Annotated in this window: 14 protein-coding genes; 3 read left to right on the top strand and 11 right to left on the bottom strand. The window is 65.3% G+C overall.

The window, feature by feature from the left end:
• Nucleotides 1-8: 8 nt before the first annotated feature.
• The 3 genes from CMC5_RS24620 to CMC5_RS24610 all read right to left on the bottom strand — a co-directional run bounded on the left by CMC5_RS24620 (nt 9) and on the right by CMC5_RS24610 (nt 2,093).
• Complete coding sequence (locus tag CMC5_RS24620) at nt 9-1,034, bottom strand: SDR family oxidoreductase (RefSeq protein WP_050432723.1); 1,026 nt, start codon at nt 1,032-1,034, stop codon at nt 9-11.
• Nucleotides 1,035-1,058: 24 nt separating this feature from the next.
• Entirely contained in the window at nt 1,059-1,376 is a 318-nt protein-coding gene (locus CMC5_RS24615; protein ID WP_050432722.1) for a hypothetical protein, read from the bottom strand.
• Nucleotides 1,377-1,580: 204 nt separating this feature from the next.
• Nucleotides 1,581-2,093 (bottom strand): DUF507 family protein, encoded by a 513-nt coding sequence (locus CMC5_RS24610; protein ID WP_050432721.1) that lies wholly within the window; start codon nt 2,091-2,093, stop codon nt 1,581-1,583.
• A gap of 319 nt (nt 2,094-2,412) precedes the next feature.
• Here CMC5_RS24610 and CMC5_RS24605 point away from each other — a divergent pair, with 319 nt between their 5' ends.
• Nucleotides 2,413-3,174 (top strand): Crp/Fnr family transcriptional regulator, encoded by a 762-nt coding sequence (locus CMC5_RS24605; RefSeq protein WP_050432720.1) that lies wholly within the window; start codon nt 2,413-2,415, stop codon nt 3,172-3,174.
• A 112-nt stretch (nt 3,175-3,286) separates the two neighbouring features.
• Here the strand turns inward: CMC5_RS24605 and CMC5_RS24600 are convergent, their stop codons facing one another.
• The 6 genes from CMC5_RS24600 to CMC5_RS24580 form a co-directional block, all read right to left on the bottom strand.
• Nucleotides 3,287-4,357, bottom strand: a complete 1,071-nt coding sequence (locus CMC5_RS24600; RefSeq protein ID WP_050432719.1) for a TIGR04552 family protein — start codon at nt 4,355-4,357, stop codon at nt 3,287-3,289.
• A 78-nt stretch (nt 4,358-4,435) separates the two neighbouring features.
• Complete coding sequence (locus tag CMC5_RS46065) at nt 4,436-4,612, bottom strand: hypothetical protein (protein WP_169796644.1); 177 nt, start codon at nt 4,610-4,612, stop codon at nt 4,436-4,438.
• A gap of 437 nt (nt 4,613-5,049) precedes the next feature.
• Nucleotides 5,050-5,433, bottom strand: coding sequence for a hypothetical protein (locus CMC5_RS24595; RefSeq protein ID WP_050432718.1), 384 nt, complete (start codon nt 5,431-5,433; stop codon nt 5,050-5,052).
• A 48-nt stretch (nt 5,434-5,481) separates the two neighbouring features.
• On the bottom strand, nt 5,482-5,907 hold the full coding sequence (locus CMC5_RS24590; RefSeq protein ID WP_050432717.1) for a c-type cytochrome: 426 nt from the start codon (nt 5,905-5,907) through the stop codon (nt 5,482-5,484).
• 116 nt (nt 5,908-6,023) lie between these two features.
• The gene (locus CMC5_RS24585) at nt 6,024-6,650 is read right to left on the bottom strand and encodes an OmpA family protein (RefSeq protein ID WP_050432716.1); all 627 of its coding nucleotides are present in this window, start codon (nt 6,648-6,650) and stop codon (nt 6,024-6,026) included.
• Between the two features lie 376 nt (nt 6,651-7,026).
• Nucleotides 7,027-8,103: a hypothetical protein gene (locus CMC5_RS24580; RefSeq protein ID WP_050432715.1), complete on the bottom strand. Its 1,077-nt coding sequence runs from the start codon at nt 8,101-8,103 to the stop codon at nt 7,027-7,029.
• 321 nt (nt 8,104-8,424) lie between these two features.
• Here CMC5_RS24580 and dnaE point away from each other — a divergent pair, with 321 nt between their 5' ends.
• The gene (dnaE, locus tag CMC5_RS24575) at nt 8,425-12,054 is read left to right on the top strand and encodes a DNA polymerase III subunit alpha (RefSeq protein WP_050432714.1); all 3,630 of its coding nucleotides are present in this window, start codon (nt 8,425-8,427) and stop codon (nt 12,052-12,054) included.
• A gap of 65 nt (nt 12,055-12,119) precedes the next feature.
• Here the strand turns inward: dnaE and CMC5_RS24570 are convergent, their stop codons facing one another.
• On the bottom strand, nt 12,120-13,058 hold the full coding sequence (locus CMC5_RS24570; protein ID WP_050432713.1) for an AAA family ATPase: 939 nt from the start codon (nt 13,056-13,058) through the stop codon (nt 12,120-12,122).
• 63 nt (nt 13,059-13,121) lie between these two features.
• Here CMC5_RS24570 and CMC5_RS24565 point away from each other — a divergent pair, with 63 nt between their 5' ends.
• On the top strand, nt 13,122-14,444 hold the full coding sequence (locus tag CMC5_RS24565; RefSeq protein ID WP_050432712.1) for a DUF4388 domain-containing protein: 1,323 nt from the start codon (nt 13,122-13,124) through the stop codon (nt 14,442-14,444).
• On the opposite strand, the gene CMC5_RS24560 is transcribed toward CMC5_RS24565, so the two are convergent.
• Entirely contained in the window at nt 14,419-15,054 is a 636-nt protein-coding gene (locus tag CMC5_RS24560; protein ID WP_050432711.1) for a D-glycero-alpha-D-manno-heptose-1,7-bisphosphate 7-phosphatase, read from the bottom strand. The two genes, CMC5_RS24565 and CMC5_RS24560, sit on opposite strands and share 26 nt — an antisense overlap.
• Between the last annotated feature and the right edge of the window lie 4 nt (nt 15,055-15,058).

Raw genomic sequence — 15,058 nt, 5'->3', positions numbered from 1 at the left:
CTGCCGCGCTAGGTGGCTGCCGGCTTCGGCAGCTCGACCCTGGATGAGGTCATCTGCGTAGAGGCGGATGACGGCCCTTGCTCGCGCAGTGTCTGGAGATACGACACGGTCGGCTGGATGCCGTCCTCCCAGCGCACCCGGGGCTCATAGCCGATGAGTTCTTTTGCGCGGGAGATGTCGGCGAGCGAGTGACGGATGTCGCCGGCGCGGGGCGCCAGGTGATCGACCGCGAGTTCGCGCCCGAGGACGCGGGAGATCTCGTGGACGAGCGAGTTCAGGGCGATGCGGCGTCCCCCGGCGATGTTGATCACCTCGCCAGCGAAGCGGCGGGGGGAGGTCGCGGCGAGCAGGTTGGCGAGGACGGCGTTGTCGACGTAGCAGAAGTCGCGGGTCTGCTCTCCGTCACCGTAGATGGGGATGGCGCGTCCGGAGAGGGCGGCGTCGACGAAGCGGGGGATCGCTGCCGCGTAGGCGCCATCAGGGGTCTGGTTGGGACCGAAGACGTTGAAGTAGCGGAGGTTCAACGTCTCGAGGCCATAGATGCCGGCGAAGACCTTGAGGTAGTGCTCGCAGGCCAGCTTGGTCACCGCGTAGGGCGACAAGGGCAGCGGCGTCATCCCCTCGTGCTTCGGCAGCTCGGGCGTCTCTCCGTAGGCGCTGGAGGAGGCGGCGAACACGACACGCCGTACGCCTTGCCGTCGCGCGACGTCGAGCACCGTCACCGTGCCATTCACATTGACCGTGTCCGACTCGATCGGGGTCTCGACGCTCCGCGGCACGGAACCGAGGGCTGCCTGGTGGAAGATGACCTCGACCCCACGGGCGGCCTTCGCCACGGCCTCCGGGTCACGGATGTCGCCAGTGATTCGCTCGATCTGCGACTGGGCCGGGATCCCGTCCAGGTGCTCCCAGCGCCCGGTCGCGAGGTTGTCGAGGACTCGGACATGCTCCCCGGCTGCGGTCAGCGCCGAGACGATGTTGCTCCCGATGAAACCGGCGCCGCCGGTGACCAGGTAGCGGGGCTGCGTGGACATGATGGTGATCCTCCCAGGCTCTGACTACTTCTTCTTGAAGAGGGCGTCGAGCTTCGCACGAGCGGCGTTGATCTTGGTCGAGCCATCCTCCGGCACACCATCTTTGAAGGTGAAGAAGGTGCAGTAGTTCGCACGCTCCCGATCGGGGATGTACTCGGCGATGTGCTCCTTGCACTGGTTGTGCGCAGACGGATCCCAGTGCTGACAGTTCTTGCAGCAGTGGAGGTCGACGCCACAGTGCGGGCACGTATCCGCCCGCTGCAACTTCACCTCGAAGACGAGCTCATTCTTGCACTTGTGGCAGAAGTGCCGCTTCTGTTCGATCTTGGGGACCCAGCTCATCCTCAACCTCCGCCCTGAGCGCGCACTCGTGCGACGCGCGAAGCCGAGAGGAGCCGGGCTCCACTGGCCGTCGGGCGCTGATGTTCACAGTTCCGTCGCGCCTGGTGCGATCATAGCTCCGGCGCGCGCCTCATCCCTACCAGGAAGGCGTTCATCGTCAACGGTAGGTGCTCGGGGGGAAAGAGGCCCGCCGCCGAACGATCGTCAGACGAGCCCTTTGCGTCGCTGGATGTCGTCCATGACGCGCTTGTACTCGACCTCCCAGGTCCGCGAGCCCTCCTGCACATGACGCAGCTTGCTGCGGACCTCGGCGTCGAGCGCCTCGTCGAGCTCCAGGTACTTCCGGAGTACCGGGCGCATCCGACGGCGGAGGTCGTGGTCCTCACCGAACACTTCATCGATGTTGTGCGAGTGCAGCAGCATCTCGATGAGCTGATCGAGCAGGTAATCCAGGACGTCCTCGCCGACCTTGATGCCTTTCTGCTCGGCAGCGAGTCGCCGGATCCGGCTGAATTCACTCTGAGGGAGACCGCGCGCCTGGAGAATGTCCTTGGCCTTCTCGGTCGCCTCACGTTCGGATTGTAGATAGCTGTGAAACACCGCCTGGAGGTCCAGGGTTGCCTCATGCTTCGATTCGCACTCGATATCCTTGTTTTCCACGAGTGCGGTGATCAGTTCTTCCGCAAGGGGGACTACTTTGCCGCTAAAGAGGCGCATCCAACGTCCGTAACTTTTGAAGAGCGGTCGAACTAGCCTGCCTCGGGAGGAACCTTCCTAGCGAGTGCAGCCCGGCTCGTTCGAAAGGTACGAGCCACGCTCCGGGTATGTCAAATGCAGTTTATGCAAGATCGATGCGCGTCGATGCCTGGCACTTCCTCGTCAGAGGGGGCCGTGGCACGTCGACGAGTGTGTACTCGGCGCCGCTGACCGCTCGCCTGTGGTACCCCCCCAGGACCGCAGGTGCACAGGGGTAAAGGGCCCCGGACCCGACCCCACAGCGAAATGACCGCGATACCGTAAGCAGGAGCAGCACGTGATGATGATGGGTAAGGACGCGACAGCACGGAACGTTCGGGTTCAGCCAGGCGCCCTGGCGGCTGATGGGGCCCTTGATCTCGACGCGCGGAAGCGCCGGATCATCCGCCGAGGAGCGCTTGGAAACGCCGCTTCACCGGCGTCGCAGACCATTCTCGCCGAGGCGGGCACCATTCAGCGCATCGCCAAGGGGCGGCCTCTCGTCACGCAAGGCGAGGCGGCGATCGCCATCTCCATGCTGAGCCTCGGCCGGGTTCGGCTGACGCGCGGCCTGAACGATGGCAAGACCCTGTCCCTCGGGTACCGAGGGGCTGGCGATGTGCTCGGTGAAGCCGCTCTCGGAGGTGTCACCACCCACCGGGAGAGCGCGATCGCCACGGAGGACGTGGAGGCGCTCCAGGTGCCCCTGCAGACGTTCAAGAGCCTGATGGCGAGCGACGCGAACTTCGCGGCCGTGCTGGTCAGCTCGCTCATCGAACGCCACACCGATACAGAGGAGCGGCTCGCGTCGATGCTTTTCCGCAACGTGGAAGCGCGCCTCTGCGAGTTCCTGCTGAAGGCGGCGACCCGCTGGGGGATCCCTGACCCGCGCGGCGTGCTCATCTCCGCGCCGTTCACGCACCAGGAAATGGCGAGCATGATTGGCTCGACGCGCGAGACCGTGACGCTGACGCTCGGTGAGCTGCGTCGCAAGGGTGTGATCGAGATCGATCGCCGTCGAATCGTGGTGCTGGACCGTGATGCCCTTAAGAGCCGGATCTAGGCGCACCAGGCATTCGACAGCAGGGGGGAAGGATCGGGGAGAGGGGGGGCTCGATCACGCATCGAGCAAGGTGAGGGGGTGGCCAGCTCGACGAGCGAGGAGCGCCCCCGATCTAGCGCTTTGGCTCACGCAGAGGCCGGACGCCGATCTTGAGTCGCCGTTTCACGGCCTGCTTCTGACGTTCTTTGTACCGGGCGTGGCTCGCGTCGCCGACTTCATTCGAAGCTTCCGTGTCCCGGTCGAGCAGCTGAAATTCGCAGAGGACGAAGACGAGCGGTCCGAGCGACCACGCGGCGGGCGGAGCCATCTCCAGAATTTCTTGTGGCAGGCGTACGGGGAGATCCACGACGAAGTGGATGACCCGATAGTCCTGGTCGCTGAAGCTGTTGTCTCCCACCTTGAGGTCGTCGTCGACCTCCGTCTGCAGCTGCGACAGCAGGGAACGTAGCAAGGGCTTGCTATCGCAATACGATCTGAAATGAAGGATCGTATTGATGCTCTGCTTTGGCGTGACGTAGTTGAACGGGAGGAGCCGTTCGGTCAGGTAGAGCAATACGGGCAGGAGGTCGTCTGCGCTGCGCGTGACGATCCGGAACCGGAGCTTGTCGTAGATGGCGGACGCCGTGGTGTCCGTCTTCGAGAGCAGCTTCGTGTAGAGCGAGTCCTTGTTTTTCCTGCCGCCGATGAATTCGGTGATCGGGAAGCCAGCGGCGAGCATGCCGCCGATGACGCGGTAGACCTTCTCCTCCACCAGGTGAAAGACATCCTGGTCGGACATCGGAATGGAGAAGAGGAGTTCACGTCCGGCGACGTGATGGATGATGTGCATTGCTTTGAGGATCGTGCATGCACACAGCTGCCGGTGGCCCTTGCCCGACGCGAGGAGGAGCAGGTCTTCGACCGACGCGCGAGCGACGGGGCTCGGGATCGGGAAGTCGAAATGCCTGCGGAGATAGCCGATGGCCTCGTTCTTGAGGTTCTCGAGGTGGGCGCGATCGGACGGCTCATCGGGCCGGAATTCCTGCGCGAGAAGGAGCGCTCGGGCCTCCTCCTCGGTCTTCAGCTCCAGCCGGTGCCAGTCGATGACGGAGTCACCCCTCAATACGAGGTTCACCGCCTCGAGGTCCATCAAGGTGAACTCTTCGAGCCGTTTCAGTCGACCGACCGTAGCGTCGTGCGTCATGGCCTCGTGCGAACCAGCGCGGCTGGATTCAGAGAAGAGAGGGATTCACCTCTGATGCACGAGACGCGCGTGGGCGTGTCACGAAGCAGGAGCATTGGGGGGCGACGCAGGGGGAGGGGTGCTGCCGAGTGAGAGCGTCCCCAGAAAGATGCCCACCGTGAGCGCAACGACCGCTGCATGGCCCAGGTAGGCACCACTGCAACCGATGGCTGCAAAAGGGGTCAGGGCAACCAGATACCAGGGGGTGATCTTCATTGATCCTCCGTTGTCGCTTCTGACGGCTTCGCTAAAGCCGCATATCGCTCCCTCCTGGACAGACGTGCGTCACGTCTCAGCGAGGGCGAGTAAGGTTGTGTGGGATAAAGTGCCACTCCCCAGAGCTTCGGGCCAAGAATTAACGGTTCCTGGGGCAACGCAGCAAGCGAATTCGTTCGCATGTCCCGGACCAACGCCGGCCGTGGAGTCACATCAGGGAGATAGACTCATGATTTCGGTAGGTTGAGGCCCAGCTTGCAGCTGACTTCTGGAGAGTCGGGGTGGCGCCGCAGACCCGATGCGAGGCCCGAGGGACACAGGTCTAACTTCACCAGGTGTGGGCGAGAATCGATGTTTGGGGGGCGCGTCTCGCGGGCTCTGACGCAAAGCGTTGGCGTTCGGTGCAACGGTGGCGCTGGTGGGGCTCGTTTGCCGTTTCAGTGGATCGAGACGGTGATGGACTCGGCGTCCCCGAGGGTGATGGCACGTCGCGTCATGTCGCGGTCTTCATCGCGGATGACGGTGACCTCCAGGGTGTACGTGCCATCCGGAAGGCGGACGCTGTTGCGGAGCGAAGCGGGGGCCTGGCCACGTGTGAAGCGCCAGGAGCTGCCCTGCACCGGGAGCCCGAGGTCGGCGTCGGTCCCCTCGCTCCACGAGGTCTCGAGGCCGATGATTGTGGAGGGATCGCGCAGGCGGAGCTCGACCTGGCGCTCGCTGGGCGCGTTCTGGAGGAGCGGGGAAAGGGAGACGAACAGGCCAGCTGCCAGAAGCAGGGGCGCAAAGCGGCGCAGGCGGTTGCGAGACGGGTTGGCCTCCATGGCGTCGCGAACCGTGGACAGCCAGCTCCCGGAAGTCAATGAGGGCTGTCAGGGGGCACGGGACGCTCGGACGCGCTGCACCAGACCCTCGATGACCTGGTCTGGCAGATCGAAGGCTGGCATCTGATTGCGGCCTTTGCGGATGGTCTCGGCGATCTGGGCGTCCGTCACGCGGCCCTGCCAGGCCGGGTCCGTCAGATCGGGCGCCCGGACCATGGGCCCCTGGGGGCCGTCTCCTCGTCCACGCGCGCCGTGGCAGGTGAAGCAGTTGCGCTGCCAGGCCAGATCCACGAGACCGGGATCGAACCCTTCACCGGCGGGGCGTGCGGAGACCTGGGCCCCGGGTCTCGCCGGCTGGTCATGGTCGGAGGGCGTCCACTCCCGAACGTCGCCGGTCTTGGCGTCGCACGCTGCCTGCGTGACGAGGAGGAAGGCTGCGGTCCAGATGAGGTGCGAGCGCTTCCGCTTTCGCATGATGCCGGGGAACTTGGGCGAAAGTGAGCGAAGGAGCAAGCAGGGAAATCGCTGATGAGAAGGCCCACCCGTGGTCGCCGGTGGCGAAGCGGGGTGGGCCTGGGGCTCGGATCAGCTCACTTGCAGGGATCGCCCGCGGCCTTCCCACCACCGTCCACGGGCTTGTTCTCGACGGCCTTGCCGTTGAGGGCCGCGATGTGGAACTCGGTGCGGCGGTTCTGGGCCTTGCCATCCTCGGTGTTGTTGTCACCGACCGGCTTGGTCTCCCCGAAGCCGACCGGGAGGAGGCGCTTGCAGTCGTTGCCCTTGGCGACGAGCCACTGCGCCACCGCGAGCGCACGCTGCTCGGAGAGGGTCTGGTTCTTGGCATCGTCACCCACGCTGTCGGTGTGACCCTCGATACGGAGGACCGAGACATCCGAGCGGGACTTCAGGAAGTCGCTGACGATGGTGAGGACCTCTTCGCTCTCGGGCTTGATCTTGGCGGTGCCCGTTTCGAAGTTGATGGGGCCCGGCAGCTCGAGCTGGAAGCCCTTCATCTTGAAGCCCATGCGCATCCGGGGGCGCTTCTTCTCCGCCGGGGCCGGGGCCGGGGCCGGGGCCGGGGCCGGGGCCGGGGCCGGGGCAGCCTCGGGCTGGTTGGCGCCTGCGTTGAAGGAGGCCTTGGCCGTGCAGCCGGTGCCCAGGGCGACGGTGGCGACCATCATCACGGAGCACAGAATGGGGGCGACGAGTCTACGCATAAAAGTTGATCTCCTCTGAAGATGCCCGGACTTCGGCCCGAGCTGAGCAGCATCCGCTCGACGTGACTTGGACGTTGCTCTGGGCGTGATCTTCATCCGGGGGTTCGGCGTCCTCAGTCCCGTTGGATGTGAAGAGGCATGCTCGCTCCCCTCGGCCTGAAGTTGCCTTGTAGACAAATCCCTGCACCGGCGGAACAAGGAAAGTTCTCCGCGGAACATGGATCCAGAGGATCGATGTTCCCCGCGAGGGAGATATGCGTTTGTGAAGCGCTATTGACAGCAGGAGGGGAGGCGCCGCGAACGCTGCTTCGCCGAGATCCCCCGCAGGCGTCGCCATGTGCGAGGCATCGCGCATGGCTGGACGCCAGAAGGATGCTCAGCCGTCAGAGGGGGGCGCGTCGCAAGGATCGGTCGCCGGGGGAGCCGCATCGGCGACGGCGCCGAGCTTGATCTCCTTGGCGTTGAAGCCGATCCCGATGGAGATGCCATCGCACTCCTTCTCGGGATTCTGGGTGCCGTCCTGGAGGACGTCAGACGCTTGCCGGATGTTGTTGAAGATGGTCTCTGCGGCCGAACCCGAGCAAAGGGACGGCTGGATCGCGCCGATGACCTTCTTCAGCTCCGCGATCAGCTGCTCCGTCGGAAGGATGCCGGCAATGGTCCCGTTGTTCGCGCCCGTGTGCTCGGCGTTGAGATCCATTGCGATGAGGGCATTGGTGATCGGGAGGCTGATGTTGTAGCCAGCGACCGCGATCGTCAGATCGAGGGTGGTCTTGGTGCCGGAAACCCAGGTGTTGTCGGTGACGTAGCTCTGGGAGAAGACGACCTTGGAGCTGTTCGGATCGCTCGGGTTGTTGAGGAACTCGCGCACGAGCGGCCACTCGTCGTTGCCGTCCCAGGCCGGCGCCGATCCCATGGAGGCACCGACGAACAGGCGCGACGTCAGCGGATTGTAGGCCGCGTCCGCGCCGAGTCCGGTGACCTGGAGGATGATCGTGAAGTCCCCCTCATTGATGGACTTCGTGACCTCGGCCGATGCATTGGGCTCGGCAGCCGTGATGATGGAGAGCACGTTCTTGCCGAAGGAGTTATCGATGCCGTTATTTCCGTCGGTGTAGACGGAGCTGGGCGTCGCCGTGCCGACCGGCTTGCAGAGCCCCTTCGAGGTGGCATCCGAGATCTTGCCATCGAGGTTGAAGCCGTAGTCTTTCCAGGCGTCGTCCTTCTTGGCACCGCTGCGATCCGTCTCCCCCAGGAAGAGCTGGTCGACGGCGTAGACCTTTCCTTCGCCGCTGCCCGGCTTCTCAGCAGGGGGGCCGGGAGGGACCTTGCCGACCTCCTCTTCGGGATTGGGCGTACCAGGCGACGGATCGGTGTCACCAGAGCCACAGCCCATAAGAGAGAACAGCGCGACCGAGATGGACCCGGCGATGGCGAAACGGCGGAGAAGCATGCTGAACCTCACTTTTTCAGAGCGCTGGAGCGACGGAGCGCTCCGAAGCAGGCAAGCCCACGGATGGTGCCAGAGGCTATCGCCATCACACCACCTTCTTCAAGGGCGATCCCTGTGCCGCGATGCGCTATGCCGTCCTCGACGCAGGCTGACCAGAGCCCTCGCCAAAGGTGCATACGACACGATCGGCAGCGTCCCCCGACGTAGCGGAATGCGGTGTCGGGGCCAAGGTTTCTGCGGTGGTTCGGGCGCCCCGCCGGGCGAACTGCCACCATTCACCCTCATCGTCGATGATCCTCCCCACCGGACGAACCTACTCCCGTGACCGCTGAATTCACTCACCTGCATGTTCACTCCCAGTACTCGCTCCTGGATGGGGCGCTGAAGGTCAAGGACCTCGCAGCTCAGGCGAAGAAGCTGGGGATGAAGGCCGTGGCGCTGACCGACCATGGAAACATGTTCGGCGCCATCCAGCACTACAAGGCGTGCCAGGAAAAGGGCCTCCTCGCGATCCTCGGTTGCGAGGTCAACGTCGCGCGTGGCTGGGGGGCGCCCCAGGTGGCGCGCAATGGTGCGGACGAGACGCCGCTCGACCACCTCGTGCTGCTCGCTGCCTCGGAGGAGGGCTACCACAACCTGGTCCGCATCGTCTCGGCGGGTCATGTCGAGCCTGCGAGTGGGCTCGGCCCCAGCGTTCGCCTCGACACCGTCGCCAAGTACCAGAAGGGAATCATCGGCCTGAGCGGCTGCATGGGTGGGGTGGTGGCGCAGCGGATCCTCGAACAGGGCGAGGGCGAAGGGCGCGCGGAGCTCGATCGGCTCAGGGCCTGCTTCGAGCCCGGCAGCCTGTACGTGGAGCTGCAGGATCACGGTCTCGTCGAGCAGACGGTGCTGAACGGCATCCTCACACGGGCAGCCGCAGATCTCGGCCTGCCGGTGGTGGCCACCAATGACGCTCACTTCGCCGAGCGCGACGATGGCGAGGGGCAGCTCTACCTCTCCTGCATCGCGGCGAACCGCACCTACGCGGAAGCGACGGAAGCACACCACGGCAGCTTCGAGATGTTCCTCAAGCCGGCAGAGGAGATGGTCCACCGGTTCCGCGACTGGCCCGAGGCCGTGCGCGCGACGATGGCGATCACCGAACGCTGCTCGGGGCTGAAGCTGAAGCTCGGCAAGCCGATGCTCCCGCAGTTTCCGCTTCCGAGCGGCTACGACACCGACTCGTACTTCCGCCACGTGGCGAAGGAGGGGCTGGAAAAGCGCCTGGTGGAGATTCGCAGGACGGGAAAGACCATCGACGAAAGCGTCTATGCAGCGCGCCTGCAGATCGAACTCGACGTCATCGTGAAGATGGGCTTTCCGGGCTACTTCCTCATCGTCTGGGACTTCATTCGCTACGGCAAGGAGCACAACATCCCGGTCGGGCCGGGCCGCGGCTCGGGGGCCGGTTCACTGGTCGCGTACGCGATGGGGATCACCGATCTCGATCCTCTCCCGTACAACCTCCTCTTCGAGCGCTTCCTGAATCCAGAGCGCGTCAGCATGCCGGATTTCGACGTCGATTTTTGCATGGATCGACGCGACAAGGTGATCAGCTACGTCGCCGAGCGTTACGGCAAGGACTCCGTCGGGCAGATCGCCACCTTTCACGAACTGAAGGCGCGCAGCGTGATCAAGGACGTCGGGCGCGCCATGGCGTTCCCCGCGAACGAGGCCCAGAAGATCGCGAGCCTGGTCCCGCAGAAGAGCCCCGGCGTGATGTACACGATCCCGGAAGCGCTCGAGATCGAGCCGAAGCTGAAGGCGCTCCAGGAGAGCGATCCGACGGTCGCCGAGCTGCTGAAACAGGCGCAGAAGCTCGAGGGCCTCACCCGGCACGCAGGCATGCACGCCGCCGGTGTCGTGATCAGCGAGGGGCCACTCTGGGATCACGTGCCCTGCTTCAAGAACGGCGATGTCCTCGTCACTCAGTACTACAAGGACGACGTCGAACTCGCGGGCCTCGTCAAATTCGACTTCCTCGGCCTGAAGACGCTCACCGTCATCGACATCGCGGCGAACCTCATCCAGAAGCGCCCGGAGCAACAGGCGAAGCCGCCGGAGGAGCGGTTCGACATCCGCACCGTCTCGCTCGAAGACACGGCGACCTTCGAGCTGCTCCAGTCGGGGGAGACGACCGGCGTGTTCCAGCTCGAGTCGAGCGGGATGCAGCAGCTCTTCAAGGATCTGCGGCCCACGTTGTTCGAGGACATCGTCGCCGCGGTGGCGCTGTACCGTCCCGGCCCCCTCGGCACGGGCATGGTGAAGGACTTCGTCGACTGCAAGCATGGGCGCAAGCCCATCGAGAAGATGCACCCGCTCGTCGATGATCTGCTCGTCCCTACCTACGGCGTCATCGTGTACCAGGAGCAGGTCATGCAGATCGCGCAGCAGCTTGCCGGGTATTCGCTCGGCGGCGCTGATCTGCTGCGTCGCGCGATGGGCAAGAAGAAGCCCGAGGAGATGGCGAAGCAGAAGGCCGTCTTCGTCGAAGGAGCGTTGAAGAAGGACGTGAAGATCGAGGATGCCGAGCGCATCTTCGGTCTACTCGAATACTTCGCTGGCTACGGCTTCAACAAGAGCCACTCCGCTGCATACGCACTCCTCACCTACCAGACCGCCTACATGAAGGCGCACTACCCGGTCGAGTTCCTTTGCGCGCTGATGACGGCGGATCGAGACAAGATCGAGAAGGTCGTGCGCATCATTGCGGAGGGGCGCGCCTGGGGGGTGGAGATCCTGCCACCGGAAATCAACGAGTCTCATATGGACTTCACGGTGGTGTACAGCGCGCCGGACGGCACCGCGAATGGCAAGGCGCGCAACGCGAAGGGCCGTGGGACGAGGCTCAAGGACCCATACCAGCCCAAGATCCGCTTCGGTCTCGGCGCCATCCGCGGCATCGGGGAGACAGCGATCGAGGCGATCCTGGAGGCGCGGACGTCCGGCGGCTCCTTCAAGGACCTGTTCGACTTCTCCGAGAGGATCGATCCCCGCCGTGTCAACAAGGGGGTACTCGAGTCGCTGGTGCAGTGCGGGGCCTTCGAGGCGAGCCTCCAGGCGAAGGGGATTTCCAGAGCGCGGGCCTTCGCGGCCATCGATCGCGCCCTGGAACGAGCGCGTAGCGCGAGCAAGGATCGAGAGAGCGGGCAGACGTCCATGTTTGGCCTGTTCGCCAAGGCGGAGCCGGCCGCGGGACCGCGGCTGGATGAGTATCCCTCGGTCGAGCCCTGGGATCAGAGCGAGACGCTGAGCCGCGAGAAGCAATCACTCGGCTTCTACGTCTCCGGACACCCGCTCGATCGCTACGGCATGGATCTCGCGCGCTTTCAGGTGGTCCCGATCAGCGGGCTGGCGAGCATGGATCCCTGGTCCAGGGTCCGGGTCGGCGGGGTCGTCGAAGGCTACCGCGAGCGAATTTTCAAGGGGGGAGGCGGGAAGCTCGCCTTCTTCACGCTGGAGGACACCAACGGGCGCGTGGAGGTGAAGGTTCGTGAGAAGCAGATCGACGCGTTCGCGGATCTCCTCAACAAGGGGGACCCGCTGCTGATCTCCGGGAAGGTGAGTTTCCCCATGGTCGAAGAGGGATCCGAGGATGCCGAGGCGGCGCCTCGTGAGCCGACGCTGCTGCTGGACGAGGCGCAGCTCCTGTCTCAAGCGATCCTGTCGCAGACGCGTAGCGTCGCCATCACCCTCAAATCACGGATTGCACGGCGAGAGCACCTCGATCGTCTCGGAGCGCTCCTCCGCGCGAGCCCAGGCGCTTGCCCCGTTCAGCTCGTGATCCAGCTCGATGATGGCGCGGAGGCGCTGCTCTCGCTGGGCAGAGATCTGCGCATCGAGCCGAATGACGTGATGCTGGGGCGGATCGAGAAGCTGTTCGGCGAGCGCGTGGTCGAGCTCAGGTAGCGTCTCGGCGAGCGTCCATCGCGCGATGGGGAGCGCGGAGGGGGGGCGTCCTGCCGAGGCGCCCTTCAGGTACTGCCTTGCCCTGCTGCGCGGACGAGCTGTCCGAGTCGCTCTTCTGCCGCTTCGCGATCCGTCTGGTGCTTCAGCAACACGCCCAGCGTATCTCGCGCGATGTCCGCATCAATCTCCTGCCGCCCCAGCAGCAGAAGCGCGCGCGCCCAGTCGATGGTCTCGCTGATCGCTGGCGGCTTGCGTAGGTCCATCTGGCGCAGCGCGGCGGCGAAGGCTGCCACATGTGCAGCGAGCCGCTCCTCGATCCCCGGGAGTGCGAGCCGAAGAATCCCGATCTCTCGCTGCGGGGTGGGGTAGTCGAGGAAGGCGTGCAAGCAGCGCCGGCGCAACGCTTCCGTCATTTCTCGGGTGGCGTTCGTGGTGAGCAGGATGAGCGGTGGGTGTATCGCGCGCAGGGTTCCGAGCTCGGGGATGCTCACGGACATCTCGCTCAGCACCTCGAGCAGAAAGGCCTCGAACTCCGGGTCTGCCCGGTCGACCTCATCGATCAGGAGCACCACGGGGTCCGGACTCCGCAGCGCTGCCAGCAGCGGCCGTGGGACCAGGAAGCGCTCGCTGAAGAAGACATCCTCGCTTCCCGCGAGTCGCTCCACGGCTTCGGAAATCCCGGCCGTGTCCGCCAGCTCCCGTCCGATCGAGTCACGCAGGAGCTGCGTGTAGAGCATCTGCTTGGCGTAGTCCCACTCGAAGAGCGCTCTGGCTTCGTCGAGGCCTTCGTAGCACTGCAGGCGGATGAGCTGGCGCCCGAGCGCTTGGGCGGAGGCCCGGGCGAGGTCCGTCTTCCCCACGCCCGCGGGTCCTTCGAGCAGGAGCGGGCGATCCATCTTCAGGGCGAGCCAGAGGGCGAGCGCGAGCGGTGGATCCGCCAGGTAACGAGCCTGACCGAGCGAGGACGCGAGATCGGTAGGTGAGCTGGGGATGGGCGCGGACACGCGCGGACGGTAGCACGAGGGACCTCCTACGGACGCAGATGCTGGTATAAGCGGGGGTAACCGATGAGCGCAGAGCGCCAGGACCTGGTACGCATCGACGCGACCGGGACCGCCCACCCGGTTGGCAAGGCAGCGAGCCGCTGGCTGCGGGCGAGAGGAGGAGCCTTCCGGCTGTTGCCTTCGCCGGAGCACGTCGTCTTCATGCGCTTCGTCGGCGAGGACGGTCGGCGGGACGAAGAAGACGGACCCGTCGTCCGGCTCGCCGGCGAGATCACGAAGCCAGGTGCGCTCTGCGACATCATTTCTCTGGTCGGCCACGCTGGCTGGGACGGAGAGCTGGTCGTCGTCGATGGATCGGTCGGGCGCTCGCTCTTTTTCGATGCCGGGACCGTCATCGGTGCGCGCTCCGCGGTCGAAAGCGACCGCATCGGCGAGGTGCTCTATCGCTACGGCGCGCTGAGTCGCGAGCAGATCGACGCGACCCTGGCCGCTACCAGCCCCGAGCAGCGGTTCGGCGAGGTCGCCGTGCGGCTCGGATTCCTGGAGCGAGCGCGCCTCTATCAGCTCCTGGGTCGGCAAGCGGAGGAGATCGCCCACCAGGTGCTGCTTGCCGGGGATGGGGTGTTCTATTTCCTCGAGCGGTTCGACGAAGAGCAGATCGCCAGCCGTCAGAACCTCGCCGTGAGCAGCCTTCTCATGGAGGCCGTGCGCCGCATGGACGAGGGGCGCTACTTCCGCGAGAGGATCCCTTCGATTCAGCACGTCCCCGAGCGGATCGCTGGACGCGCGCTGCCCGCCAAGGACCTGCGTCAGACCTGGGAAGCCATCGATGGGCACCGATCCATCGCAGAGATCGCGCGCGTCGTCGGCCAGGGCGAGTTTGAAGCCACCCGGCAGATCTTCCAGCTGATCCAGGCGGGGATGGTCGCGGTCCACGCACCCCGACCCACCGGGCCGAAGGCGATCGTTGCGCTGTTCAACGAGGCCGTCCGTACGATCCTCGCCGACGTCGACGAGGGAGGCCACGGCGACGAAGTCCGCTGGCAGCTCAGCGCCTTTTCCAGCGGAGCAGGGATCTACGACGTCCTTTTCCGGGGCGCCGCGCCAGCAGAGGACGGCACGGTGAATCCGGAGCCCGTCATCGAGAATGCCGTGGTGCTGGCAGGGCCCGAGCAATCGGAGATGATGCTGGCTCAGTGGCTCTACGAGTATGCGTCGTTCGCCATGTTCGTTGCAGAGCCACTCCTCCGTCTGGGCCCGGATGGCACGACGGTAGCTCGTATCAGCCAGCTGCCTCCCGTTGATCCGAGTGGAATCTCCACCATCGAGAGAGAGCCTCTCTCGCGCCGGGTCGGCCCGCTCATCGGTCAGCTCGCGCCGAAATAGCGATGATTGACTCGGCCAGCCGGTCGATGCGGGGAGCAGCGAGATCCGGCCGTGTCGATGGACAGGAAGCCTCAGGGCCGCCGCGTAGCGGGCACAGCTCACAGCGGCGAGGATCGAAGACGAGTGCAGCCTTCATCCCGGCGGCGCGCGCTGCCGTCACATCGCTCGGCGTGTCCCCGATGACCCACGTCGACGAAGGCTCCAGATGGAGGGTTCGCGCCAGCTTCGTCATCATCCCGGGGGCTGGCTTGCGGCACGCGCAGGGCCCGACCAGGGCGGGATCTCCCCCCGGTCCTCCCTCGGGGTGGTGAGGGCAGACCTCGAGTGCCTCGATGGGAACACCTTCGCTTCGCAGCAGATCCAGCAGCGCGCCGTTCGTGCGCTCGATGGCATCCCAGGGGATCTGGCCCTTCGCAGCCCCCGGTTGGTTGGTGGCGATCGCCAGGGTGAACCCAGCGGCCACGAGCTGCTGCATCCCTTCCAGCGCACCTGGCAGCAGCCGGAGCTGCCGGGGGTGGAACGCCGTGGTCACGACCCCCAGCTCGGGATCGCGCACCACGTCGATGATCGTCCCGTCACGATCGAGGATGATCCCCGGGCGACCCGCCATGGAA

It is taken from the genome of Chondromyces crocatus (assembly GCF_001189295.1).
GTDB lineage: Bacteria > Myxococcota_A > Polyangia > Polyangiales > Polyangiaceae > Chondromyces > Chondromyces crocatus.
The sequence above is the reverse complement of the archived record's forward strand: the minus strand, read 5'-3'. Positions and strand labels throughout refer to the sequence as shown.

Bases quoted from the DNA above. Each gene is read 5' to 3' on its own strand.
- CMC5_RS24620 (WP_050432723.1), bottom strand. From the start codon at position 1,034: ATGTCCACGCAGCCCCGCTACCTGGTCACCGGCGGCGCCGGTTTCATC.
- CMC5_RS24615 (WP_050432722.1), bottom strand. From the start codon at position 1,376: ATGAGCTGGGTCCCCAAGATCGAACAGAAGCGGCACTTCTGCCACAAG.
- CMC5_RS24610 (WP_050432721.1), bottom strand. From the start codon at position 2,093: ATGCGCCTCTTTAGCGGCAAAGTAGTCCCCCTTGCGGAAGAACTGATC.
- CMC5_RS24605 (WP_050432720.1), top strand. From the start codon at position 2,413: ATGATGATGGGTAAGGACGCGACAGCACGGAACGTTCGGGTTCAGCCA.
- CMC5_RS24600 (WP_050432719.1), bottom strand. From the start codon at position 4,357: ATGACGCACGACGCTACGGTCGGTCGACTGAAACGGCTCGAAGAGTTC.
- CMC5_RS46065 (WP_169796644.1), bottom strand. From the start codon at position 4,612: ATGAAGATCACCCCCTGGTATCTGGTTGCCCTGACCCCTTTTGCAGCC.
- CMC5_RS24595 (WP_050432718.1), bottom strand. From the start codon at position 5,433: ATGGAGGCCAACCCGTCTCGCAACCGCCTGCGCCGCTTTGCGCCCCTG.
- CMC5_RS24590 (WP_050432717.1), bottom strand. From the start codon at position 5,907: ATGCGAAAGCGGAAGCGCTCGCACCTCATCTGGACCGCAGCCTTCCTC.
- CMC5_RS24585 (WP_050432716.1), bottom strand. From the start codon at position 6,650: ATGCGTAGACTCGTCGCCCCCATTCTGTGCTCCGTGATGATGGTCGCC.
- CMC5_RS24580 (WP_050432715.1), bottom strand. From the start codon at position 8,103: ATGCTTCTCCGCCGTTTCGCCATCGCCGGGTCCATCTCGGTCGCGCTG.
- CMC5_RS24565 (WP_050432712.1), top strand. From the start codon at position 13,122: ATGAGCGCAGAGCGCCAGGACCTGGTACGCATCGACGCGACCGGGACC.
- CMC5_RS24560 (WP_050432711.1), bottom strand. From the start codon at position 15,054: ATGGCGGGTCGCCCGGGGATCATCCTCGATCGTGACGGGACGATCATC.